Genomic DNA, 23,973 nt, shown 5'->3' with positions numbered 1-23,973 from the left:
CCAAACCTCGCAAAAACCCTCAGCATCGAGAAGAGAATGCCGATGACCGAGCAGGCCACCGGGGCCCCTCATCCGCAGCCGCGGCCCCGATCCGGAGGACACCCGTCCGCGCCCGAGCACGTCACGGGTGCGAAGTCCCTCATCCGCTCGCTTGAGGAGGTCGGGGTCGACACCGTATTCGGCATTCCCGGCGGCACGATCCTTCCCGCGTACGACCCGATGATGGACTCCAGCCGGGTGCGCCACGTGCTCGTCCGTCACGAACAGGGCGCGGGCCACGCGGCCACCGGTTACGCACAGGCGACCGGAAAGGTCGGCGTCTGCATGGCCACTTCGGGCCCCGGTGCCACCAACCTGGTGACGCCGATCGCCGACGCGAACATGGACTCGGTGCCGCTGGTCGCGATCACCGGCCAGGTCGTCTCCAAGGCGATCGGCACGGACGCCTTCCAGGAGGCGGACATCGTCGGCATCACGATGCCGATCACCAAGCACAGCTTCCTGGTCACCAAGGCCGAGGACATCCCGAAGACGATCGCGGAGGCGTTCCACATCGCCTCGACCGGTCGCCCCGGTCCGGTCCTCGTCGACATTCCGAAGGACGTGCTGCAGACGCAGACGACCTTCTCCTGGCCGCCGGTCATGGACCTGCCCGGCTACCGCCCGGTCACCAAGCCGCACGCCAAGCAGATCCGCGAGGCGGCCAAGCTCATCACCGCCGCGCGGCGGCCCGTGCTGTACGTCGGCGGCGGCGTCATCAAGGCCGGCGCCACCGCCGAGCTGAAGGTCCTCGCGGAACTCACCGGAGCGCCCGTCACCACCACCCTGATGGCGCTCGGCGCATTCCCCGACAGCCACCCGCTGCACGTGGGGATGCCGGGCATGCACGGTGCGGTCACCGCCGTCACCGCGCTGCAGAAGGCCGACCTGATCGTCGCCCTCGGAGCCCGCTTCGACGACCGCGTCACCGGCAAGCTGGACAGCTTCGCCCCGTACGCCAAGATCGTCCACGCCGATATCGACCCGGCCGAGATCGGCAAGAACCGCGCCGCCGACGTGCCCATCGTCGGCGACGCCCGCGAGGTCCTGGCCGACCTGATCCAGGCCGTCCAGAAGGAGCACAGCGAGGGCCACCGCGGGGACTACACCGCCTGGTGGAACGACCTCGCCCGCTGGCGCGAGACCTACCCGCTGGGCTACGAGCAGCCCGCGGACGGCTCGCTCTCCCCGCAGCAGGTCATCGAGCGCATCGGGCAGCTCGCCCCCGAGGGCACGATCTTCGCCGCGGGCGTCGGCCAGCACCAGATGTGGGCCGCGCACTTCGTCCAGTACGAGAAGCCCGCCACCTGGCTGAACTCCGGCGGCGCCGGAACCATGGGTTACGCCGTCCCGGCCGCGATGGGCGCCAAGGCCGGTCAGCCGCAGAAGACCGTCTGGGCGATCGACGGCGACGGCTGTTTCCAGATGACCAACCAGGAACTCACCACCTGCGCGCTGAACAACATCCCGATCAAGGTCGCCGTCATCAACAACGGCGCCCTCGGGATGGTCCGCCAGTGGCAGACCCTGTTCTACAACCAGCGGTACTCCAACACGGTGCTGCACTCCGGCCCCGACGACGTCAACCCGGAGGCCAGGGGCACCCGCGTCCCCGACTTCGTGAAGCTGTCGGAGGCCATGGGCTGCCACGCGATCCGCTGCGAGTCCCCGGAGGACCTCGACAAGGTCATCGAGGAGGCGAACTCCATCAACGACCGCCCGGTCGTCGTCGACTTCATCGTCCACGAGGACGCGATGGTCTGGCCGATGGTCGCGGCCGGCACCTCCAACGACGAGATCATGGCCGCCCGCGACGTCCGCCCCGACTTCGGCGACAACGAAGACGACTGACAGAGAGCTGAGTGAGAACCATGACCAAGCACACCCTCTCGGTCCTCGTCGAGAACACGCCCGGCATCCTCGCCCGGATCGCCGCCCTGTTCTCCCGCCGCGGCTTCAACATCGACTCCCTCGCGGTCGGCGTCACCGAGCACCCCGACATCTCCCGCATCACCATCGTGGTCAGCGTCGAGGACTTCCCGCTGGAGCAGGTGACCAAGCAGCTCAACAAGCTGGTCAACGTGCTGAAGATCGTCGAGCTGGAGCCGTCGCAGGCCGTGCAGCGCGAACTCGTCCTCGTGAAGGTGCGCGCCGACAACGAGACGCGCTCCCAGGTCGTCGAGATCGTCCAGCTGTTCCGCGCCAAGACCGTCGACGTCTCCCCGGAGGCGGTGACCATCGAGGCCACCGGTTCCAGCGACAAGCTCTCGGCCATGCTCAGGATGCTGGAGCCGTTCGGCATCAAGGAGCTGGTCCAGTCCGGAACGATCGCGATCGGGCGCGGTGCCCGCTCGATCACCGACCGGTCGCTGCGCGCCCTGGACCGTTCCGCATGATCCGGGTCCGGGCGGTCGGGTGACACCGGCCGCCCGGATACCGAGACTCCGAGACCTACCGTCCCCCCACCGGCATACGGTGGGAAGCACAAACTGCACACCAAGGAGAGAACCCAAAGTGGCCGAGCTGTTCTACGACGCTGACGCCGACCTGTCCATCATCCAGGGCCGCAAGGTCGCGGTCATCGGCTACGGCAGCCAGGGCCACGCCCACGCCCTGTCGCTGCGCGACTCCGGTGTCGACGTCCGGGTCGGTCTGCACGAGGGCTCCAAGTCCAAGGCCAAGGCCGAGGAGCAGGGCCTGCGCGTGGTCACCCCGGCGGAGGCCACCGCCGAGGCCGACGTCATCATGATCCTGGTGCCGGACCCGATCCAGGCCCAGGTCTACGAGGAGTCCATCGCCCCGAACCTGAAGGACGGCGACGCGCTGTTCTTCGGCCACGGCCTCAACATCCGCTTCGGCTTCATCAAGCCCCCGGCCGGCGTGGACGTCTGCATGGTCGCCCCGAAGGGCCCGGGCCACCTGGTGCGCCGCCAGTACGAGGAGGGCCGCGGCGTTCCCTGCATCGTCGCCGTCGAGCAGGACGCCTCGGGCAACGCCTTCGCGCTGGCCCTGTCGTACGCCAAGGGCATCGGCGGCACCCGCGCGGGCGTCATCAAGACGACCTTCACCGAGGAGACCGAGACCGACCTGTTCGGTGAGCAGGCCGTCCTGTGCGGTGGCACCGCGGCGCTGGTGAAGGCCGGTTTCGAGACCCTGGTCGAGGCGGGCTACCAGCCGGAGATCGCCTACTTCGAGTGCCTGCACGAGCTGAAGCTGATCGTCGACCTCATGTACGAGGGCGGCCTGGAGAAGATGCGCTGGTCGATCTCCGAGACCGCCGAGTGGGGCGACTACGTCACCGGCCCGCGCATCATCACCGACGCCACCAAGGCCGAGATGAAGAAGGTCCTCGCCGAGATCCAGGACGGCTCCTTCGCGCGCACCTGGATGGACGAGTACCACGGCGGTCTGAAGAAGTACAACGAGTACAAGAAGCAGGACTCCGAGCACCTGCTGGAGACCACCGGCAAGGAGCTGCGCAAGCTGATGAGCTGGGTGAACGAGGAGGCGTGAGCCTCGTGCCGAAGGGGCCGGAGCGGTACCGCTCCGGCCCCTTCGGCGAGCCCGGGCCACGCCGCCGGTCCGTGCCCGGTTCGCGGTGTTGTCCCGCCCGTCCAGCCACGGACGGGTGATCCTTCCGCAGTGGCGCAATGCGATCCACGCGGCGCCATTACACTTCTGAACTACAACGCGTCAGGCCCACAGCGTCGTGCGTCTTCCACGCGGCTAGCCCCCTCCTCCGCCTGCGGCCGTCGGGACACGGCCGTCCGCATGCTCCCCCCTAGCTTTTCAAGGCATGGGAGGTGCCCCCAGATCTGTGAGGACTCACGTGAGCTCGAAACCCGTCGTACTCATTGCTGAAGAGCTGTCGCCCGCGACCGTCGACGCGCTCGGCCCGGACTTCGAGATCCGGCACTGCAACGGCGCCGACCGGGCCGAACTGCTCCCCGCCATCGCCGACGTGGACGCGATCCTGATCCGCTCGGCGACCAAGGTCGACGCCGAGGCCGTCGCCGCGGCGAACAAGCTCAAGGTCGTCGCACGAGCCGGCGTCGGCCTGGACAACGTCGACGTCTCCGCCGCCACCAAGGCCGGCGTGATGGTCGTCAACGCCCCGACCTCCAACATCGTGACCGCCGCCGAGCTGGCCTGCGGTCTGCTCCTCGCCACCGCCCGCAACATCCCGCAGGCCAACGCCGCGTTGAAGAACGGCGAGTGGAAGCGCAGCAAGTACACCGGCGTGGAACTCGCCGAGAAGACCCTCGGTGTCGTCGGCCTCGGCCGCATCGGCGCCCTGGTCGCCCAGCGCATGTCGGCCTTCGGCATGAAGGTCGTCGCCTACGACCCGTACGTGCAGCCCGCGCGGGCCGCGCAGATGGGCGTCAAGGTGCTGACGCTGGACGAGCTGCTCGAGGTCTCCGACTTCATCACCGTGCACCTGCCCAAGACGCCCGAGACCCTCGGCCTGATCGGCGAGGAGGCTCTGCACAAGGTCAAGCCGGGTGTGCGCATCGTCAACGCGGCGCGCGGCGGGATCGTCGACGAGGAGGCGCTGTACTCGGCCCTCAAGGAAGGCCGCGTGGCGGGCGCCGGTCTGGACGTGTACGCCAAGGAGCCCTGCACGGACTCGCCGCTGTTCGAGTTCGACCAGGTCGTGTCCACCCCGCACCTGGGCGCCTCCACCGACGAGGCCCAGGAGAAGGCCGGCATCGCCGTCGCCAGGTCCGTCCGCCTCGCCCTCGCCGGTGAGCTCGTCCCGGACGCGGTGAACGTCCAGGGCGGCGTCATCGCCCAGGACGTCAAGCCGGGCCTGCCGCTCGCGGAGCGCCTCGGCCGTATCTTCACCGCGCTCGCGGGCGAGGTCGCGGTCCGCCTCGACGTCGAGGTGTACGGCGAGATCACCCAGCACGACGTGAAGGTGCTGGAACTCTCCGCGCTCAAGGGCGTCTTCGAGGACGTCGTCGACGAGACGGTGTCCTACGTCAACGCGCCGCTGTTCGCCCAGGAGCGGGGTGTGGAGGTGCGCCTGACCACCAGCTCGGAGTCGGCTGACCACCGCAACGTCGTCACCGTGCGCGGCACGCTCGCGGACGGCGAGGAGGTCTCCGTCTCCGGCACGCTGGCCGGCCCCAAGCACCTCCAGAAGATCGTCGCGGTCGGTGAGTACGACGTCGACCTCGCGCTCGCCGACCACATGGTCGTCCTGCGCTACGAGGACCGCCCCGGCGTCGTCGGCACCGTCGGCCGCGTCATCGGCGAGGCCGGCATCAACATCGCCGGTATGCAGGTCGCCCGCGCGGTCGCGGGCGGGGAGGCGCTGGCGGTGCTGACGGTCGACGACACGGTGCCCTCCGGGGTGCTTGCGGAGGTTGCCGAGGAGATCGGGGCCACGTCCGCCCGCTCGGTCAACCTGGTCTGAGGTCGCCGCCCCGGGGGCTTTGCACCCCCGGACCCCGCTTCGGCCTGACGGCCTCGTCCACGAAAACGCCGGACGCGCTCCTGGAGCCCGTCCGGCGTTTTCGTGTTCTCAGGCCGCGGCTTTCGACGGCTCCGTCTCCGTGATCGGCGCCGCTGTCTCCCTGACGTGGATCCGGCGCAGTGTCGTCGCCGCACCGGCCGCCGCGAGGAGCAGGACCGCCGCCCCGGTGAGCGCCGCGCCGTGCATCCCGCTGGTGAAGGCTTCCCGGGCGGCGGTGGCCAGGGTGTCTCCCGCGCGCCCCGGCACCTGCCGGGCGACGGCCAGCGCGCCACCCAGGGTCTCGTGCGCCGCCGCCGGGGCGGAGGACGGGATCCCATGGCGGTAGATCGCCGTGCCGATCGAGCCGAGGGCCGCCATGCCCAGGGCGCCGCCGAACTCCGCGCCGGTCTCCAGCAGCGAGGAGGCCGCGCCCGCCTTCTCCACCGGGGCCGCGCTCAGCGCCAGGTCGGTCATCTGGGACAGCACCGTCACGATGCCCGAGGCGAGGACTCCGGCCGCGACCAGCACCAGCCAGAGCGAGTCCGTGCCGGCCAGGGCCAGCAGGCCGTAGCCCACCGCGGCGATCGCGAAGCCCGCCGTCACGACGTAGGCCCGGTTGACGCCCTTCTGGACCAGCGCGGCGGCCGTCGGCGCGGCCATCCCGATCGGCACGGACGGCAGCAGCGCCCACAGGGCCGCCTCCATCGCGCTCTTGCCGAGCACCGACTGGAGGTACTGCGTGGTGAAGAACGCCGAGCCCATCATCGCGAAGGACGAGACGAGGTTGAGGACCACCGCGGGCGCGAAGCCCCGGCCGCGGAACAGGGCCGGCGAGATCATCGGCGAGGCCGCCGTGCGCTGGCGGCGGACGAAGAGGGCGGCGAAGAGCAGGCCGACGGCGACGGAGACGACGTAGAGCGGGTGCGCGCCCTCGGACGGGATCTTCTTCAGCCCGTAGATCACGGGGAGCACCGCCGCCATGGACAGCGGCACGCTCAGCAGGTCGAAGCGGCCCGGCTCGGAACTCTTCGACTCGGGGAGCAGGAACGGGCCGAGCGCCAGCAGCAGCACCATCGCGGGCAGGTTGACCAGGAACACCGAACCCCACCAGAAGAACTGGACCAGCACACCGCTCAGCACGGATCCGAGCGCGATCCCGGCGGTCATCACACCGGACCAGATGCCGATGGCCTTCGCGCGCTGGGCGGGGTCGGTGAACATCGTGCGGACCAGCGCCATCGTGGACGGCATCAGGGTCGCCCCGCCGATGCCGAGGACCGCGCGGGCGGCGATCAGGGTCTCGGCGCTGCCCGCGTACGCCGCAACCAGCGAGGCGGCTCCGAAGGCGGCGGCGCCGATCAGCAGCAGTTTGCGGCGGCCGATGCGGTCGCCGAGCGAGCCCATCGTCATCAGCAGGCCGGCCAGGACGAAGGCGTAGATGTCGAAGATCCACAGCTGCTGGGTGCCGCTCGGCTCCAGGTCCGCGCTGATCGCCGGGATGGCGAAGTACAGGACCGAGACGTCCATCGAGACCAGCAGCAGCGGCAGCATCAGCACGCCGAGAGCGGTCCATTCGCGTCGCCCGGCACGCGGCGGGTTCGCGGACGGGGTCGTGGTGGTGCTCGTCGAGTTCGTCATGCCCCGTACTGTACGAGCGTCTTAAACGCTTGTCTAGAACGTTTGTATAAGTCACTTGTCTAGGACGGTTGTATGAATCCCGGGTAGGGTGGCAGGCATGGGACACCGTGAGGATCTGCTCGAGGGCGCCAAGCGCTGCCTGCTGCAGAAAGGGTTCGTACGCACGACCGCGCGCGACATCGTGAAGGAGTCGGGAACCAACCTCGGCTCGATCGGCTACCACTACGGGTCGAAGGACGCGCTGCTGGTCCAGGCGTACGTCTCGTTGATCGAAGGCGTGGGGGAGGCCCCGGGCGTCGGCTGGGGCGCGGGCGGCGCGGTGACGGCACCCCTCGGGTCGCTGGGGCGCTTCCAGGCGGTGTGGGCGAACATCATCCGATCGCTCCCCGAGTCACGGGGGATCTGGCTGCTGAGCTTCGAGCTCGTCCTCCAGGGCGACCGGATTCCGGAGGTGCGCCGCATGCTGGGCGAGGCTCAGCAGGAGGGACGCTCGGGCCTGGTGTCCCTGTTCACCGGCATCCCGGAGAACGAACTCGACAAGGAGGCCCTCGAGACGGAGGGTCGCTTCTACCAGACCCTCCTCAACGGGCTGATGGTCCAGTGGCTCTTCGACCCGGACTCGGCGACCGACGCCGACCAGCTCACCGAGGGGCTGCGCCGAGTGATCGCGGGCACCGGCCGGGAGACCTAGAGCCGCGCCGCCTTCAGCGCCATGTGCAGCAGCAGTCGGTCCTCGCCGTCGTCCAGGTCGAGGCCCGTCAGCTGTTCCACCCGGGACAGGCGGTAGTACAGGGTCTGGCGGTGGATGCCCAGCTCGGCGGCGGTGCGCCCGGCCTGTCCCGCGCAGTCGAGGTAGACCTCGGCGGTGCGGGCCAGCTCCCGGTGGGCGGGGGAGAGCAGCCCGTGCAGGGCGGGGTCGTGCGCGGCCTCCGGCGGCAGCCTGGTGAGCAGCCGGTACGGTCCGATGGCCGCCCACCGCGCGACCGGCCCCAGCCGCGGCTCCGCCAGCGCGGCCCGCGCCGCCGCCGAGGCCTCCGCCCACGCGGTCCCCAGTTCGTCGAGCCCCGTCCGCGCCGCGGCGATCCCCGCGGCCACCCCGCCGCCACCCGCGGTGGTCCGGACCGGTCCGCCGTCCCGTCCGGTCGTCCCGTCCTGGGCGGAGGCTCCTCCGGTCCCGGCACCGGTGCGGCCCGCGCCGCCGGCCCCCGACGCGCCCGCCCGCTCCAGCAGGCGGGTCGCCGCCGACACTGCCGGTGTCAGCGTGTCCGTGGAGCGCAGGCCGACCAGCAGGACCAGGCTCTGGCCACTCTCCCCCACTGCCTTGAGGGCGGGGTAGGTGCCCCCACCCCAGGGGATCGCGCACAGGGCCCTGGCGCCCGGCAGGGTGCGCACCGAGGGGGCGTCGTCCGGGTCCGCCGACGGCCAGGGGGCCACGCACACCACCGTGTGCGGTCCGTCCGCGCGGGCCCCGAGGGCTGTCCTCAGCTCCGCCACCGCCATGTCCCGCGGCCAGCCCGGTTCGGCGGTCAGCACCGCCCGCAGCTCCCGGGTGAGGTCCGCGCCGTGCTGGGCCTCGTCCGCCAGCAGCGCGCCGATCCGCCCGGTGACCAGCATGGCCGCGGCCAGCTGCCGATCGGTGGGCCCGGGGTCGTAGTCCAGGAGCCAGACGTAGCCGAGGACGACACCCCGATGGCGGACCGGAAGGCAGATCCGTCCCCGGTACACGCCCGCCTCCGGGGTCCGCGGGATCCGCACCGGACCGGTCGCCCGGGTGATGCCGAAGCCCTCGAACCAGTGGCGGACGGCCGCCGTGGAGCGGCGGGTCAGGATCGAGCGGGTGCGCACCGGGTCCAGGGCGGACGGATCCAGGTCGCCCTCGCTGTCGTAGGCGCCGAAGGCGATCAGCTCGAAGTTCCGGTTCTCCAGGGTGGCCGGCGCGCCGAGCAGCTCCGAGATCTCGTCGACCAGCTCCTGGTAGTCACCCTTGTCACTGGATGTCACTCGGGCATTCTCCCGCATTTCCGATGGCCTTCATACATCTGTCTGAGATCACGTGCACGGATGCGTGACAGCTGTCGATGGCCGACGATCTGAGGAAACCTTTACTTTCACGGTGGTTCTCCGTGCCGCCCCCGAACCGTCGGGCTGCGGCCTTGTGTTGCTTGTTTGTGTGGAGGTGCCCCGTGCTGGGTCCCGTGATTCTCGCCGCGTCGCGCAGCGACCGGATGCGACGCCTGATCTCGGCGGCCCCGGGGACGAAGCAGGTCGTCGACCGCTTCATCCCGGGCGAGACCGTGGGCGACATCGTCCCGATCATCGAGGACCTCACCGGCAGGGGCCTGGAACTGACCATGGACGTGGTCGGTGAGGACATCACCACTCCCGAGCAGGCCGCCGCCGCGCGGGACGCGTACCTGGAGCTGATCGACCGGATCAAGGACCTGGAGCTCGGCCCGAAGGTCGAGATGTCCGTGAAGCTGTCCATGTTCGGCCAGGCCCTGGAGCACGGCCACGAGCTGGCGCTGAAGAACGTCCGCCCGGTCGTCGAGGCCGCCGCCGCCATCGGCACGACGGTCACGCTGGACGCCGAGGACCACACCACCCTTGACTCGATGTTCGCCATTCACGAGGAACTGCGGAAGGACTTCCCGCAGACCGGCTGCGTCATCCAGGCCTACCTCTTCCGCACCGAGGCCGACGCCCGCCGCCTCGCCGCGAACGGCAGCCGGGTCCGCCTGGTGAAGGGCGCCTACAAGGAGCCCGCCGAGGTCGCCTACCAGAACAAGCACGAGATCGACAAGGCGTACGTCCGCATCCTGCGCGTGCTGATGCAGGGCGACGGATACCCGATGATCGGCTCCCACGACCCGCGCCTGATCTCGATCGGGCAGGAACTGGCCCGCACCGCCGGCCGGAAGCTCGACGAGTACGAGTTCCAGATGCTGTACGGCATCCGCGGCGACGAGCACCTGCGCCTGGCCGCCGAGGGTCACCGCATGCGCGTCTACACCGCCTTCGGCACCGACTGGTACGGCTACTTCATGCGCCGCCTCGCGGAGAAGCCGGCCAACCTGCGCTTCTTCCTCCGGAGCATGGTCAGCAAGGGCTGAGCCTCCGCACCCCGCTCGCAACACCGCTCAAGTCAAGGAGTTCGGAACCCATGGACGCTGTGACCCAGGTCCCCACGCCCGTCAACGAGCCGGTGCACGGCTACGCTCCCGGCTCGCCCGAGCGCGCCCGCCTGGAGGCCAAGCTCAAGGAGCTGGCCGAGAACCCGATCGACCTGCCCTGCACCATCGACGGTGTCCAGCGCATGGGTGGGGGCGAGTCCTTCGAGGTCGTCCAGCCGCACAACCACAAGGCCGTCATCGGCACCTCCCGCAACGCCACGAAGGCCGACGCGCAGGACGCCATCGACGCCGCTCTCGCCGCGGCCCCGGCCTGGCGCGCGATGTCCTTCGACGACCGTGCCGCGATCATCCTGCGCGCCGCCGAGCTGCTGTCCGGCCCCTGGCGCGAGACGATCGCCGCCTCCACGATGCTCGGCCAGTCCAAGACCGCGCAGCAGGCCGAGATCGACAGCCCCTGCGAGCTGGTGGACTTCTGGCGCTTCAATGTCCACTACGCCCGCCAGATCCTCGCCGAGCAGCCCCCGGCCAACTCCCCGGGCGTGTGGAACCGCATGGACCACCGTCCGCTGGAGGGCTTCGTCTACGCGATCACGCCGTTCAACTTCTCGGCGATCGCGGCCAACCTGCCCACCGCGCCCGCCCTCATGGGCAACGTGGTGATCTGGAAGCCGTCCCCGACCCAGACGCACGCCGCCGTGCTGCTCATGAAGCTGCTGGAGGAGGCGGGCCTGCCCAAGGGCGTCATCAACCTCCTCACCGGTGACGGCATCGAGGTCTCCGAGATCGCCCTGAACCACCGCGACCTGGCCGGCATCCACTTCACCGGTTCGACCAAGACCTTCCAGTACCTGTGGAAGACGGTCGGCAACAACATCGAGAAGTACCGCGCCTACCCGCGCCTGGTCGGCGAGACCGGCGGCAAGGACTTCGTGGTGGCCCACCCGTCGGCCGACCGCGCGGTGCTGAAGACCGCGCTGACCCGCGGTGCCTTCGAGTACCAGGGCCAGAAGTGCAGCGCCACCTCCCGCGCCTACATCCCGGCGTCGATCTGGAACTCCGGCTTCAAGGAGGAGTTCGCCGCCGAGGTCGACTCGCTGACCATGGGTGACGTCACCGACCTGTCGCACTTCATCGGCGCGGTCATCGACGACCGCTCCTTCGCGAAGAACAAGGCGGCGATCGACCGGGCCCAGGAGGACCCGTCCTGCACGATCGTCGCGGGCGGCACCTACGACGACTCGGTCGGCTACTTCGTCCGCCCGACCGTCATCGAGTGCACCGACCCGGAGAACGAGGTCTTCACGACCGAGTACTTCGGCCCGATCCTCGCGGTCCTCGTGTACGACGACAGCTCGGCCGACGCCTACGACGAGATGCTGACCCAGATGGAGTCGGTGTCGGACTACGCCCTGACCGGCTCGGTCATCGCCGGTGACCGCGCCGCCGCGGCGTACACGATGGAGAAGCTGCGCTACGCGGCCGGCAACTTCTACATCAACGACAAGTCGACCGGCGCCGTGGTCGGCCAGCAGCCCTTCGGCGGCGGCCGCGCCTCCGGCACCAACGACAAGGCGGGCGCCCCGCAGAACCTGATGCGCTGGACCCTGACCCGCGCCATCAAGGAGACCCTGGTCGCGCCGACCGACTACGCCTACCCGCACATGGGCTGACGCCCGCGCGGCACCCCCTGAACCCCGCCCCCGCTCCGGAAACACCCCTCCGGACCGGGGGCGGAGCCATTTGGGTCAGAGGAAGGCCCAGGTCAGGTGGGTGTGACCCTATCCTCCGTCTCAGATAGTAGGAAGTCCGAGTAATTGTGGAGACAGATGCCCGGTCCTCACCTAGCTTTGTAGGAACCGAGCGTCTCGCTTGATCCAGCGAATGGCGGTCGTGAGCCGGGCCCGTGCAGGTCACCCCTGCGGCAGGCTTTCCGCCCCTTCCGGGGGCGCCGCCCACGCCCATTAGGCAGTGGGGGAGTCTCGTCAGTCTTCTTTTCCGTACTCCATGCTGCTCGAAGGAGTCGATTCCCATGCCCGAGACGACCGTCCGCCGCCGCGTCCGCCACATCCCGCGCACCAGCGAGTCCGACCGCAAGAACGCCGCCGCCGCCCTCCAGCGCGCCCTCGACCGCCGCGACAACGGCGGCCAGACGGGTCACTGAGGTCCGGGAGTCCCCCGGGGTGTCCGGATCGCGGACGCTCCATGTCAGCTCATGGGACGAGGAGTAGGGTGCCCGCATGTCTCGCAGCATCGATCTCGCAGTGATCCCCGGTGACGGAATCGGCCAGGAAGTCGTGGCCGAGGGCCTGAAGGTCCTGTCCGCCGCCCTACCGCAGGATGTGAAGCTGGAGACCAAGGAGTACGACTTCGGCGCCCGGCGCTACCACGCCACCGGGGAGACCCTCACCGACGCCGACCTGGAGCAGCTGAGGCGGCACGACGCCATCCTGCTCGGCGCCATCGGCGACCCGTCGGTGCCCTCCGGCGTCCTGGAGCGCGGCTTCCTGCTCAAGCTCCGCTTCGCCTTCGACCACCACGTCAACCTGCGCCCGAGCAAGCTCCTGCCCGGAGTCGCCACGCCGCTCGCGGGCGACCCGCGGATCGACTTCGTCGTCGTCCGTGAGGGCACCGAGGGCCCGTACACGGGCAACGGCGGCACCATCCGCAAGGGCACCGAGCACGAGGTCGCCACCGAGGTCTCCGTCAACACGGCCTTCGGTGTCGAGCGCGTGGTCCGCGACGCCTTCGCCCGCGCCCAGGCCCGTCCGCGCAAGAAGCTCGCGCTGGTCCACAAGAACAACGTGCTGACCTTCGCGGGCCACCTGTGGACGAACATCTTCAACAAGGTGGCCGAGGAGTACCCCGAGGTCACCACCGAGTACATCCACGTCGACGCGGCCACCATCTACCTGGTGACCCAGCCCGAGCGGTTCGACGTCATCGTCACCGACAACCTCTTCGGCGACATCATCACCGACCTCGCCGCGGCCGTCTCCGGCGGCATCGGCGTCGCCGCCTCCGGCAACATCAACCCGGGCGGCGAGTTCCCGTCCATGTTCGAGCCGGTCCACGGCTCGGCCCCGGACATCGCAGGTCAGGGCAAGGCCGACCCCACCGCCACGGTCCTGTCCGTCGCCCTGCTGCTGCGCCACCTCGGCTACGAGTCCGAGGCCACCCGGATCGAGGACGCCGTCTCCGCCGACCTCGCGGAGCGCGGCGCGCTGCCCGCGCGTTCCACCGCCGAGATCGGCGACGCGCTCCGCGTACGAGTAGCGGGCTGACCCGGCCGAGCCACTCGAAAACTTCGAAGCCGTCGGGTCGCATCCGCGCCCGGCGGCTTCCCCCTGTCCGGCGCCGGGTGCCACCATCAGTCCCTGGGCCGCATTCACCCCGTTTTCTTCCGCCCTCGGCTCCGCGCGATAATCGAACGCGGAGCCGCGGTATGAGGGAATGCTCGGACGTCCTAGCACAGGCCATCCGGCCGTACGGGCGTGAGCGCGGCCTGTCACAACAACTCGGTGAAGGACACTCATTCATGACGACGCCCACGATCGAGCTCAAGCCTTCGGCCAACCCGCTCTCCGACGCGGAGCGGGAGGCGATCCTGGCCAACCCCGGATTCGGCCGCCACTTCACCGACCACATGGTGACGATCAGGTGGACGGAGGGCCGGGGCTGGCACGACGGCCAGCTCGTTCCGTACGCGCCGATCCCCCTCGACCCCGCCACGCACGTCCTGCACTACGCGCAGGAGATCTTCGAAGGTCTGAAGGCCTACCGCCAGCCCGACGGCTCGGTCGCCACGTTCCGCCCGGAGAAGAACGCCAAGCGCTTCCAGGCGTCCTCCCGCCGCCTGGCCATGCCCGAGCTGCCCGTCGAGACGTTCATCGAAGCCTGCGACGCCCTGGTCCGGCAGGACAAGGCGTGGGTCCCGGCGCACGGCGGCGAGGAGTCCCTGTACCTGCGCCCGTTCATGATCGCCACCGAGGTCGGGCTGGGCGTCAAGCCCGCCAACGAGTACCTGTTCCTCGTGATTGCCTCCCCGGCCGGCGCGTACTTCCCGGGCGGTGTGAAGCCGGTCTCCATCTGGGCCTCCGAGGACCGCGTCCGCGCCGTCCCCGGCGGCATGGGCGACGCCAAGACGGGCGGCAACTACGCGGCTTCCCTGCTCGCCCAGGCCGAGGCCGCCGCCGAGGGCTGCGACCAGGTCTGCTACCTCGACGCCGTGGAGCACAAGTGGGTCGAGGAACTCGGCGGCATGAACCTGTACTTCGTGTACGGCGACAAGATCGTCACCCCGTCCCTGAGCGGTTCGATCCTGGAGGGCGTCACCCGTGACTCGCTGCTGCAGGTCGCCCGCGACCTCGGCTACGAGTCCGAGGAGGCCCGCGTCTCCATCGACCAGTGGCAGCGCGACTCCGAGAACGGCACGCTGACGGAGGTCTTCGCCTGCGGCACGGCCGCCGTCATCACCCCCGTCGGCACCGTCAAGCGCGCGGGCGCCGAGTGGAAGCAGTCGGGCGGCGAGCCCGGCGAGGTCACCATGAAGCTGCGCCGGGCCCTGCTGGACGTCCAGCGTGGCGTCACCGAGGACAAGCACGGCTGGATGCACGCGCTGGCGTAGGCGCCCGCCCGGCCCTTCGCCTCACCGGCCGTCTCCCGATCCCCCTCTCCCCCTCTCCCGTTCCCCGTCCGCCGTTCGCCGGCTTCGCGAACCGGCGGGCGGGGAACGGCCGTTGGCGGTGTGCTTCCCGGTCTCTTCCGGCAGGGCCCGGTGCTGAGACCGGAAAGGTCCGCGCGAGCCGGTGAACCTGTCCGGTCACAGCGCTAGAGCCGGCTCTCGGCGTGGGCCGGTTCCTTCGCGGTCTCGAGGAGCGGCGACGGCTGGGGCCGCGGGGCGAGCAGCAGGTGGACCAGACCGCCGACGGCCCCCGACAGCAGGAAGCTGCAGTCCACGCCGCCGGTCAGGGACAGCAGCGGTCCCTCGTACGAGGGCAGGGACACCGCCAGCAGGCCGACACCGGCGCCCACCGCCCACGAGACGGTCGCCTGGATGTTCCAGCCGGACCGGTACCAGTAGACGCCGCCCCGGGAGCGCCGGTTGAAGACCTGGAGGGCGTCGGCGTCGTACACCCCGCGGCAGCGGGCGAAGCCGATGAGGGTGATGACCGCCCACGGGGTGCCGATCGCGGTGAGCAGGAGGACGAAGGAGGTCATCGCCGACTGCGCGTCCCAGGCGAAGTGGCCGGCGAAGACGCAGGCCGTGGCGACCACGGCGACCGTGTAGGTGGCGCGGGCGCGGGAGGCGCGCGGCAGGATGGCGTCCAGGTCGAGGCCCATGGAGTACAGCATCAGACCGGCGTTGCCGACCGAGCCCGCGGAGGCGGACAGCAGCAGCGGGATCAGGTACCAGGTGGGGGAGGCGTCCACCAGCGGCCCGGCGTAGTCGAGGGCGGCGCGGGCGCCGAAGGCCGTGAAGGTGCCGAACAGCTGCGGGACCAGCAGGCCGAGGAGCAGGCCCAGCCAGGTGGCGTGCAGCACCCGGCGGGAGGAGTACCGGGTGGGGGAGATGTAGCGGGTGTAGTCGCCGAGGAGGGTGATGAAGGCGATCGGACCGGAGAGTCCGGCGGCCACCGTCGCGAGGAACCACGTCGGCCAGAAGCCGCCCAGCAGATAGCCGCCGGCCTCCGGCAGCGCGGCCGTGGTGAAGTGCGGGGCGTAGGCGATCACGCCGAGGATCAGCAGGGCGGTCATGCCGATCGCGAGCACGCGGGACATGGCGAGCAGCACCCGGTAGCCGTACACCGCGCCCGTGACGGTCGCCGCGGCGAGCAGGGTGTAGACGACGCCGTACGAGGCCGCGCTCGGCGTCAGACCGAACAGCCGGTGCAGGACGGAGACCATCACGTCGCCGCCGATCCACACGGTCAGGGCGGTGTAGCCGAGGGCGAGCAGCAGCCCGACCACCGAGCCGACCAGCCGGCCGCGCACGCCGAACTGGGCGCCGGACGAGGTCGACAGGTTGGTGCCGGTGCGCAGGGAGACCAGCGCCAGCGGGGCCGTGAACAGCGTGCCGACCACCGTGCCCACCACGATCGAGCTGAGCGAGGCCCACCAGCCGAGCCCGAACGACGGCGGCAGCCAGCCGAAGATGATCACGCCGAGACACAGATTGGACCCCAGCAGGATCGACACCAGATCGCGCGGACCACTGGTCCGTTCCGCTTCGGGGATGGTGTCGACTCCGTGCTGTTCTATCGGCATGGCAGGTCTCCTTCGACGGCCGCCCGGGAGTTAGAGCGACGTTCAATGTGACGGCTGAGGCGGTCGGTCGTCAACGGTTCCTTTCTGTGAACTTCACGTTTAGAGTGTTGTTCTAATTTGGCGATCAAGGAGGTGCCACGGCGTGAGACTGACCCCCACCGAGCGCGACCGGCTGCTGCTGTTCACCGCCGCCGGACTGGCCCGTGCCCGCAGGGCCCGCGGCCTGAGGCTCAACGTGCCGGAGGCCACCGCCCTGATCGCCGACACGGTGTGCGAGGCAGCCCGCGACGGCGCCCGGCTCGCCGAGGCGATCGAGCGTGCCCGCACGGCGCTCGGCCCGGACGACGTCCTGCCCGGCGTGGCGGACGTGGTCACCGAGGTCCACGTCGAGGCCGTCTTCGACGACGGCTCACGGCTCGCGGTGGTCTCCGACCCGATCGCGGGGGGAGGGCTGGGCGAGATGGGGCCGGGCGCGCTGCTGCCGGGACCGGAGCACGCCGAGCCGGAGGCGGCCGTACGGCTCACGGTCACCAACACCGCGTCCGTGCCGGTCTCCGTCACCTCGCACTTCCACTTCTTCGAGGCCAACCCGCGCCTCGACTTCCCGCGCGAGCGGGCCTACGGCATGCGGCTCGCGGTGCCCGCCGGATCGTCGGTGCGGTTCGGGCCGGGGGAGAGTGCAGAGGTCGGCCTCGTGCCGATCGGCGGCGAGCGGATCGCGATCGGCTTCGCCGGCCTCGTCGACGGGCCCCTGGACGCGCCGGGGGCAAAGGAAGAGGCCCTGCGCCGGGCCGCCGCCTGCGGATACCTGGGAGCCGACCGATGAGCATCGACCCGTACGCGTACGCGGCCACCCACGGCCCGCGGGCCGGCGACCGCGTCCGCCTCGGGGACTCCGGGCTGGTGGTCCGGATCGAGTCCGACGCGCAGCAGTACGGCGACGAGTTCCTCGCCGGCTTCGGCAAGACCGCCCGGGACGGACTGCACCTCAAGGCGGCGGCGGTCCGCGAGACCTGCGACGTGGTGATCAGCAACGTCGTCGTCATCGACGCCGTGCAGGGCATCCGCAAGGTCTCCATAGGAATCCGCGAGGGCCGGATCCACTCCATCGGGCGGGCCGGGAACCCCGACACCCTCGACGGCGTCGACGTGGTCGTCGGCACCGGTACCACGATCGTGTCCGGCGAGGGGCTGATCGCCACGGCCGGCGCCGTCGACCCCCATGTGCACCTGCTGTCGCCGCGCATCATGGAGGCCTCGCTCGCCTCCGGCGTGACCACCATCATCGGCCAGGAGTTCGGGCCGGTGTGGGGCGTGGGCGTCAACTCGCCGTGGGCGCTGCGGCACGCCTTCGGCGCCTTCGACGCGTGGCCGGTCAACATCGGCTTCCTGGGCCGCGGTTCGTCCTCGCACCCGGCCCCGCTGGTCGAGGCGCTGGCCGAGGGCGGCGCCCTGGGCTTCAAGGTGCACGAGGACATGGGCGCCCACACCCGTGCCCTCGACACCGCCCTGCGGGTCGCCGAGGAGCACGACGTACAAGTCGCCCTGCACAGCGACGGACTGAACGAGTGCCTGTCGGTCGAGGACACCCTGCGCGTCCTGGAGGGACGCACGATCCACGCCTTCCACATCGAGGGCTGCGGCGGCGGACACGTCCCCAACGTGCTGAAGATGGCCGGGGTCCCGAACGTCATCGGCTCCTCCACCAACCCCACCCTGCCCTTCGGCCGGGACGCGGTCGCCGAGCACTACGGCATGATCGTCTCCGTCCACGACCTCAAGACCGACCTGCCCGGCGACGCGGCCATGGCCCGCGACCGCATCCGTGCCGGGACCATGGGCGCCGAGGACGTGCTGCACGACCTGGGCGCGATCGGCATCACCTCCTCCGACGCCCAGGGCATGGGCCGGGCCGGCGAGACCGTGCGCCGCACCTTCGCCATGGCCGGGAAGATGAAGGCCGAGTTGGGCCCGGTCGACGGGGACGGCCCGGACGACGACAACGCGCGCGTTCTGCGCTACATCGCCAAGCTGACGATCAACCCCTCCATCGCGCACGGCCTCTCCCACGAGGTCGGCTCGATCGAGACCGGCAAGCTGGCCGACATCGTGCTGTGGCGCCCCGAGTTCTTCGGTGCCAAGCCGCAACTCGTCCTCAAGTCCGGGTTCCCCGCGTACGGCGTGGTGGGCGACCCCAACGCGGCCACCGACACCTGCGAACCCCTCGTACTGGGACCGCAGTTCGGCGCGCACGGCGCCACCCCGGCCGAGATCTCGGTCGCGTTCGTCGCCCAGGCCGCCGTGGACCAGGGCCACGACACGATGCCCACCCGGCGGCGCCGGGTCGCCGTGCGCGGCACCCGCGGTATCGGCCCCGCCGACCTGCGCCTCAACTCCCGTACCGGATCCGTCGACGTCGACCAGCGCACCGGCCTGGTCACCCTGGACGGCGACCCGATCCGCTCCGAGCCCGCCGAGTCGGTCTCCCTCAACCGCCTGTACTTCCTGTGACCTCCGTGACCTCTGCGAGGACCCCCGAGATGAACACCCCCGCCGCCGACGGCTTCCGCATGCCCGCCGAGTGGGCGCCGCACGAGCGCACCTGGATGGCGTGGCCGGGTCCCAACCCGACCTTCGACACCCCCGACGACGTCGCCGCCTCCCGCGCCGCCTGGGCGTCGGTGGCCCGTGCCGTGCGCCGCTTCGAACCGGTGACGGTGGTCTGCGGCCCCGGCCAGTCGGCCGAGGCCCGCACCCTCCTGGGCGACGGCGTCGACACCGTCGAACGCGATCTGGACGACGCCTGGATGCGCGACATCGGCCCCACCTTCCTGACCAGTGAGGCAGGTGAACTCGCCGCCGTGGACTGGACGTTCAATGGCTGGGGAGCCCAGGACTGGGCCCGCTGGGAGCACGACGCGAAGATCGCCTCGTATGTCTCGGACCTCGCGGGCGCGAAGACGTACGCCTCCCCGCTCGTCAACGAGGGCGGCGGGATCCACGTCGACGGCGAGGGCACGGTCCTGCTGACCGAGACCGTGCAGCTCGGCCCCGAGCGCAACCCGCACTGGACGAAGGAGCAGGTCGAGGCGGAGATCCACGCCCACCTCGGCACCCGCAAGGCGATCTGGCTGCCGCGCGGCCTGACCGGCGACTACCCTCCCTACGGCTACGGCACCCTCGGCCATGTCGACATCGTGGCCGCCTTCGCCCGCCCCGGTGTCGTCGTCGCCCACCACCAGCCGGACCCGGCCCACCCCGACCACGAGGTCACCAAGGAGGTCATCGGCGTCCTGAAGTCGGCCACCGACGCCGACGGCCGCCCCCTGGAGGTCGTCGAAGTCCCCGCCCCCACCGTCCTGGAGGCCGACGGGCACTGGGCCGACTACTCCTACATCAACCACTACCTCTGCAACGGCGGCGTCGTCCTGTGCGCCTTCGACGACCCGCGCGACGAGGAGGCGGCCGGCATCTTCCGCCGGCTCTTCCCCGACCGCACGGTGACCCCGGTCGACGCCCGCGCCATCTTCGCCGGCGGTGGAGGCATCCACTGCATCACCCAGCAGCAGCCCAAGACGGTCGTCGGGCAGCGGGCGGTCAGGTAGAACATACGAGTGAACGTACTGGTCTGCGCGGCCTGCGCCCGCCACCTCACCGAACCGCTGCGTCCGCTGCCCGAACTGCCGCCCCGCCCGGAGTGCGACGGCCGGAGGAACCCGGACGGCTCGCGGCACGCCCCGCCGACCGTGCCGCCGGGCACGTACGCCGTGGACCCCGAGCCGTGCGGGGCGCCGTTCGTGCCGCACCCGGACCCGGAGTGGGCGGGGGCCGCCCTCCCCGGCGTGTGCGTGGGGAACCCCGACGGCCCGGGATTCCTGATGTCGGCCGGGCAGCGCGACACCCTGGTGGTCGGCCCCGAGGACACGGCCGGTTTCCTGTCGTACAACCCCGCCTGCCAGGAGCACGGGTGCTGCGGGGCCACCGGCCAGGAGGGCCCGAACCAGGTGTGCGGCGGGTGCGGAGCGGTGGTGGCGACGCTGTTCGGCGAGTGCTACGGCCCCTACGAGACCCACTTCCTGCCCGACGCCGTACGGACGGTCCCGGCATGAGCACCGCCCCCGCGCCCCGCAGACGTACCCCCGCGCCGCCGCGTGAGGAGGTGCTCGCCGCCGCCATGGAGATGATCGCCGAGCGCGGTCTGGAGCAGCTCACCATGGCGGCGCTCGGCCGCGAGGTCGGGATGAGCAGCGGCCATCTGCTGTACTACTTCCGCTCCAAGGACGAACTGCTGCTGCAGACGCTGGAGTGGAGCGAGAGCCGGCTCGGCACCGAGCGCGGCCGGCTGCTCACCCGTGCCGCCCCGGTACGCGAACGCCTCGACGCCTACGTCGACCTGTACGTGCCGGATGGTCACCGTGACCCGCACTGGACGCTGTGGCTGGAGGTCTGGAACCGCTCGCTGAACGCCGGCGAGGACGCCCGCGACCGGCAGGCCGCCATCGAGGGCGCCTGGCACCGGGACCTGGCCGCGCTGGTCGCCGAGGGCGTCTCGCGCGGCGAGTTCCAGCCGGTCGACGCGGACCGCTTCGCGGCCCGGCTGCGCGCTCTCCTCGACGGCTTCTCCATCCACGTGGCGATCGGGCTGCGCGGCACCGACCGGGCCCAAGTCATGTGCCACCTAGGGGAGTTCCTCGACGAAGCGCTGAGCCGGCCGGGGCTCGCGGACGCCTGATCAACCGTCCCGGTTGTACGTAAACCGGCGCATTGCCGCGGACCGGCCGGCGCGTTTGAATCCGGGGAGTCCTCGGCGCGGGACCGGGGGACCGGTTTCGGGGGGAACCATGGCCATGGCCGCACACGTCCGCAGAGTCTTCGGCACCGCGTCGGCAGCGGCACTGCTGCTCGCGCTCGGCCCGGCCGCCGTGGCCGCGGCCCCTCCGCCGCGCGTCGAGCGGATCAGTACCGCCACCGACGGGAGCGAGCTGACCGCGCCGTCGGGCGGCGGCGTGATCAGCGGCGACGGCCGCTACGCCGTCTTCTCCTCGGCGGACCCCGAGGGCGGCATCGACACCCGCCTGTACCTCAAGGACCTGCGCACCGGCAGGCTCACCCAGGTCCCGGAGGACCTGATCTACACCACGGGGCCGATGCTCAGCGGCGACGGCCGCCGTCTCGCCTACTCCAACGGCAACCGGTACCCCAAGCCGTACGTGTACGACCGCGTCACGGGACGCACGGAGGTGCTGTGGCCCCAGGAGCCGCCGCAGGACACCTCCTACGAGCTGGGCACCGCGGCCGCGATCAGCGCCGACGGCCGGCACGTGGCGTACACCCTCGGCAACCGCCACGGCGACGACTACGCACGCGTGCTCCACGTCCGCGACCTGGACACCGGCACCGACCGGCGGATCTCGCCGCTGCCGGCCGAGGGCCTGATCCTCAACGCCTGGCTCAGCGCCGACGGCCGCACGGTCGCGTACAGCGTGGCGGCCCGGACGGGCCAGGGCACCGAGGGGCGGATCCACGTCGTCCGCGACGGACACGAGTCCGACATCGGCAGCGGCTTCTCGGCCACGCTCGTCCGGCTCTCCGACGACGGCCGCCGCGCCCTGTTCAACGCCACGGCGGCCGATGGGACGACCACCGCGTACTTCCAGGACCTGCCCACCGGACGCGTCCGGCAGGCGGCCGGCACCGCGGCGGCCGCCGCCGACGGCTCGCTGCGGCACGTGCTGCTGTCCGCCGACGGCGGACTCGACCTGCTCGCCCTGCCGTCCGGCCGGCGGCACCCGGTGGCCCCGGCGGGCGCCACCGCTCTCCCCCGCGCGGTCGACCGCACGGGCCACGCCGTCGTCTTCTCCTCCCCGGCCGCCGACCTGGTGCCGCACGACACCAACGGCGTCCCGGACGTCTTCGTACGACGCCTGAACTGACCGCTCCGTTTGGCCGATTCCGGCGCGTTCCCACCGCCCGGCCGGGGCAGTGACGGCTCATGGGACGACAGCACTGGAAGAAGATCTGGATCGGCTCGGCCGGAAACATGGTGGAGTGGTACGACTGGTTCGTCTACGCCAGCTTCGCCACCTACTTCGCCGGGGCCTTCTTCCCGGACGGGAACCCGACCGCCCAGCTCATGAACACCGCGGGCATCTTCGCCGTCGGCTTCTTCATGCGCCCGGTCGGTGGCTGGCTGCTCGGCAGGGTCGGCGACCGGAAGGGCCGCAAGGCGGCCCTGACCCTGACCGTCACCCTCATGTCGGCCTCCGCCGTCCTCATCGCCGTGGCGCCGACCTACGCCGTCGCCGGCTACGGCGGCGCCCTGGTCCTGCTCGCCGCACGCCTGCTCCAGGGACTGTCCGTGGGCGGCGAGTACGCGGCCAGCGCCACCTACCTCACCGAGGCCTCCGCCCCGCGCCACCGCGGCTTCGCCTCCAGTTTCCAGTACGTGTCCATGACCGCCGGCCAGATCCTCGGCCTCGGCCTCCAGATCCTGCTCCAGCGCACCATGTCCGACGAGGCCCTGCACAGCTACGGGTGGCGCATCCCGTTCGTGGTCGGCGCGCTCGGCGCGGCCGTGGTCTTCTACCTGCGCCGCAGCATGCTGGAGACCGAGGTGTACGAGGCGGTGTACGAGGCCGACGCCACCGGTGGCGAGGAGCGCGGCACCCTGCGCGCGCTGTGGCGGCACAGGCGGGAGGCGTTCCTGGTGATCGCCCTGACCATGGGCGGCACCGTGGCGTACTACACGTACACCACGTACCTGACGAAGTACCTGGCCAACTCCGCGGGCCTGCCCAAGCAGACCGCGACCCTCGTCTCCTTCACCGCGCTGATCGTCTTCGCCTGCCTCCAGCCGCTCGCCGGGCGGCTGTCCGACCGGATCGGCCGCCGGCCGCTGCTGATCACCTTCGCCGTCGGCTCCACGGTCCTGACCGTGCCGATCATGACCCTGCTGCGGCGCGCGGACGGTTTCTGGCCGGCGCTCGGACTGTCCCTGCTCGCCCTGGTCGTGGTCACCGGCTACACCTCGATCAACGCGTGCGTGAAGGCGGAGCTGTTCCCCACGGGCGTGCGCGCGCTCGGCGTGGCCCTGCCCTACGCCCTCGCCAACGCCCTCTTCGGCGGCACCGCGGAATACGTCGCCCTGTGGTTCAAGAACGCCGGCGCGGAGTCCGGATTCTTCTGGTACGTGGCGGCCTGTGCGGCCGTCTCGCTCGTGGTCTACATCACCATGCGGGAGACCAGGGACCTGGATCTGGCGCGGGTGGAGACCGCGGAGGCGTCCAGGTTGACGCCCGCATCCTGAGACGTGATGTCCGGAGAGAGCGGGACTGTGCCAGACTGCCCCCGTGCTCTCGTCCGCCATGATTATTGGCAGCAGGCGCGCCGGTCCGCAGTGACCGCCACGTACGACCAGGTACGGGCGGCCATCGTCGTCCTCGA

The 23,973-nt window shown here is 70.9% G+C and carries 20 protein-coding genes; 17 read left to right on the top strand and 3 right to left on the bottom strand.

Going from position 1 to position 23,973, the window contains the following annotated elements; translation table 11 throughout:
- Positions 1-42: 42 nt before the first annotated feature.
- The 4 genes from TNCT6_RS08235 (at position 43) to serA (ending at position 5,458) form a co-directional block, all read left to right on the top strand.
- Positions 43-1,890: an acetolactate synthase large subunit gene (locus TNCT6_RS08235; protein ID WP_141358086.1), complete on the top strand. Its 1,848-nt coding sequence runs from the start codon at positions 43-45 to the stop codon at positions 1,888-1,890.
- A 20-nt stretch (positions 1,891-1,910) separates the two neighbouring features.
- Positions 1,911-2,435 (top strand): acetolactate synthase small subunit, encoded by a 525-nt coding sequence (ilvN, locus tag TNCT6_RS08230; protein WP_141358084.1) that lies wholly within the window; start codon positions 1,911-1,913, stop codon positions 2,433-2,435.
- Positions 2,436-2,553: 118 nt separating this feature from the next.
- Positions 2,554-3,552: a ketol-acid reductoisomerase gene (gene ilvC / locus TNCT6_RS08225; protein WP_141358082.1), complete on the top strand. Its 999-nt coding sequence runs from the start codon at positions 2,554-2,556 to the stop codon at positions 3,550-3,552.
- Between the two features lie 316 nt (positions 3,553-3,868).
- Positions 3,869-5,458, top strand: coding sequence for a phosphoglycerate dehydrogenase (gene serA, locus TNCT6_RS08220; RefSeq protein WP_141358080.1), 1,590 nt, complete (start codon positions 3,869-3,871; stop codon positions 5,456-5,458).
- Between the two features lie 108 nt (positions 5,459-5,566).
- Here the strand turns inward: serA and TNCT6_RS08215 are convergent, their stop codons facing one another.
- Positions 5,567-7,135 carry an MFS transporter gene (locus TNCT6_RS08215; protein ID WP_141358078.1) on the bottom strand — a complete coding sequence of 523 codons (1,569 nt, stop codon included), beginning with the start codon at positions 7,133-7,135 and terminating at the stop codon, positions 5,567-5,569.
- A 97-nt stretch (positions 7,136-7,232) separates the two neighbouring features.
- Here TNCT6_RS08215 and TNCT6_RS08210 point away from each other — a divergent pair, with 97 nt between their 5' ends.
- Positions 7,233-7,826: a TetR/AcrR family transcriptional regulator gene (locus tag TNCT6_RS08210; RefSeq protein WP_141358076.1), complete on the top strand. Its 594-nt coding sequence runs from the start codon at positions 7,233-7,235 to the stop codon at positions 7,824-7,826.
- Here TNCT6_RS08210 and TNCT6_RS08205 read toward each other — a convergent pair.
- A complete protein-coding gene (locus TNCT6_RS08205; protein WP_141358074.1) occupies positions 7,823-9,154 on the bottom strand; it encodes a CdaR family transcriptional regulator in 1,332 nt (443 codons plus the stop codon). The genes TNCT6_RS08210 and TNCT6_RS08205 overlap by 4 nt on opposite strands.
- A 164-nt stretch (positions 9,155-9,318) precedes the next feature.
- On the opposite strand from TNCT6_RS08205, the gene TNCT6_RS08200 reads away from it, so the two are divergent.
- The 5 genes from TNCT6_RS08200 (at position 9,319) to TNCT6_RS08180 (ending at position 14,890) form a co-directional block, all read left to right on the top strand.
- Positions 9,319-10,245 carry a proline dehydrogenase family protein gene (locus TNCT6_RS08200; RefSeq protein ID WP_141358072.1) on the top strand — a complete coding sequence of 309 codons (927 nt, stop codon included), beginning with the start codon at positions 9,319-9,321 and terminating at the stop codon, positions 10,243-10,245.
- Between the two features lie 50 nt (positions 10,246-10,295).
- Complete coding sequence (gene pruA / locus TNCT6_RS08195) at positions 10,296-11,936, top strand: L-glutamate gamma-semialdehyde dehydrogenase (protein ID WP_141358070.1); 1,641 nt, start codon at positions 10,296-10,298, stop codon at positions 11,934-11,936.
- A gap of 359 nt (positions 11,937-12,295) precedes the next feature.
- On the top strand, positions 12,296-12,427 hold the full coding sequence (locus TNCT6_RS41660) for a hypothetical protein (protein ID WP_141358068.1): 132 nt from the start codon (positions 12,296-12,298) through the stop codon (positions 12,425-12,427).
- Between the two features lie 76 nt (positions 12,428-12,503).
- Entirely contained in the window at positions 12,504-13,547 is a 1,044-nt protein-coding gene (locus TNCT6_RS08185) for a 3-isopropylmalate dehydrogenase (protein WP_141358066.1), read from the top strand.
- 254 nt (positions 13,548-13,801) lie between these two features.
- Entirely contained in the window at positions 13,802-14,890 is a 1,089-nt protein-coding gene (locus TNCT6_RS08180) for a branched-chain amino acid aminotransferase (protein ID WP_141358064.1), read from the top strand.
- Between the two features lie 203 nt (positions 14,891-15,093).
- On the opposite strand, the gene TNCT6_RS08175 is transcribed toward TNCT6_RS08180, so the two are convergent.
- A complete protein-coding gene (locus TNCT6_RS08175) occupies positions 15,094-16,530 on the bottom strand; it encodes a cytosine permease (RefSeq protein ID WP_141358062.1) in 1,437 nt (478 codons plus the stop codon).
- A 142-nt stretch (positions 16,531-16,672) separates the two neighbouring features.
- On the opposite strand from TNCT6_RS08175, the gene ureA reads away from it, so the two are divergent.
- The 7 genes from ureA to TNCT6_RS08140 all read left to right on the top strand — a co-directional run bounded on the left by ureA (position 16,673) and on the right by TNCT6_RS08140 (position 23,836).
- On the top strand, positions 16,673-17,356 hold the full coding sequence (ureA, locus tag TNCT6_RS08170; RefSeq protein WP_141358060.1) for an urease subunit gamma: 684 nt from the start codon (positions 16,673-16,675) through the stop codon (positions 17,354-17,356).
- Positions 17,353-19,041, top strand: coding sequence for an urease subunit alpha (locus TNCT6_RS08165; RefSeq protein ID WP_141358058.1), 1,689 nt, complete (start codon positions 17,353-17,355; stop codon positions 19,039-19,041). The genes ureA and TNCT6_RS08165 overlap by 4 nt, the downstream gene beginning before the upstream one ends.
- A 29-nt stretch (positions 19,042-19,070) precedes the next feature.
- Positions 19,071-20,135, top strand: a complete 1,065-nt coding sequence (locus tag TNCT6_RS08160; RefSeq protein WP_141358056.1) for an agmatine/peptidylarginine deiminase — start codon at positions 19,071-19,073, stop codon at positions 20,133-20,135.
- Between the two features lie 9 nt (positions 20,136-20,144).
- Entirely contained in the window at positions 20,145-20,639 is a 495-nt protein-coding gene (locus tag TNCT6_RS08155) for a hypothetical protein (RefSeq protein WP_141358054.1), read from the top strand.
- Positions 20,636-21,262, top strand: a complete 627-nt coding sequence (locus TNCT6_RS08150) for a TetR/AcrR family transcriptional regulator (RefSeq protein WP_141358052.1) — start codon at positions 20,636-20,638, stop codon at positions 21,260-21,262. Before TNCT6_RS08155 ends, TNCT6_RS08150 begins: the two co-directional genes overlap by 4 nt.
- 115 nt (positions 21,263-21,377) lie before the next feature.
- Positions 21,378-22,463 carry a hypothetical protein gene (locus TNCT6_RS08145; RefSeq protein WP_253266054.1) on the top strand — a complete coding sequence of 362 codons (1,086 nt, stop codon included), beginning with the start codon at positions 21,378-21,380 and terminating at the stop codon, positions 22,461-22,463.
- A gap of 59 nt (positions 22,464-22,522) precedes the next feature.
- Positions 22,523-23,836, top strand: a complete 1,314-nt coding sequence (locus TNCT6_RS08140; protein ID WP_141358049.1) for an MFS transporter — start codon at positions 22,523-22,525, stop codon at positions 23,834-23,836.
- Positions 23,837-23,973: the final 137 nt, after the last annotated feature.

Source organism: Streptomyces sp. 6-11-2 (assembly GCF_006540305.1).
Taxonomy (GTDB): Bacteria; Actinomycetota; Actinomycetes; order Streptomycetales; family Streptomycetaceae; genus Streptomyces.
Note: the sequence above shows the minus strand (reverse complement) of the source record. Positions and strands in the feature narration are given on the sequence as shown.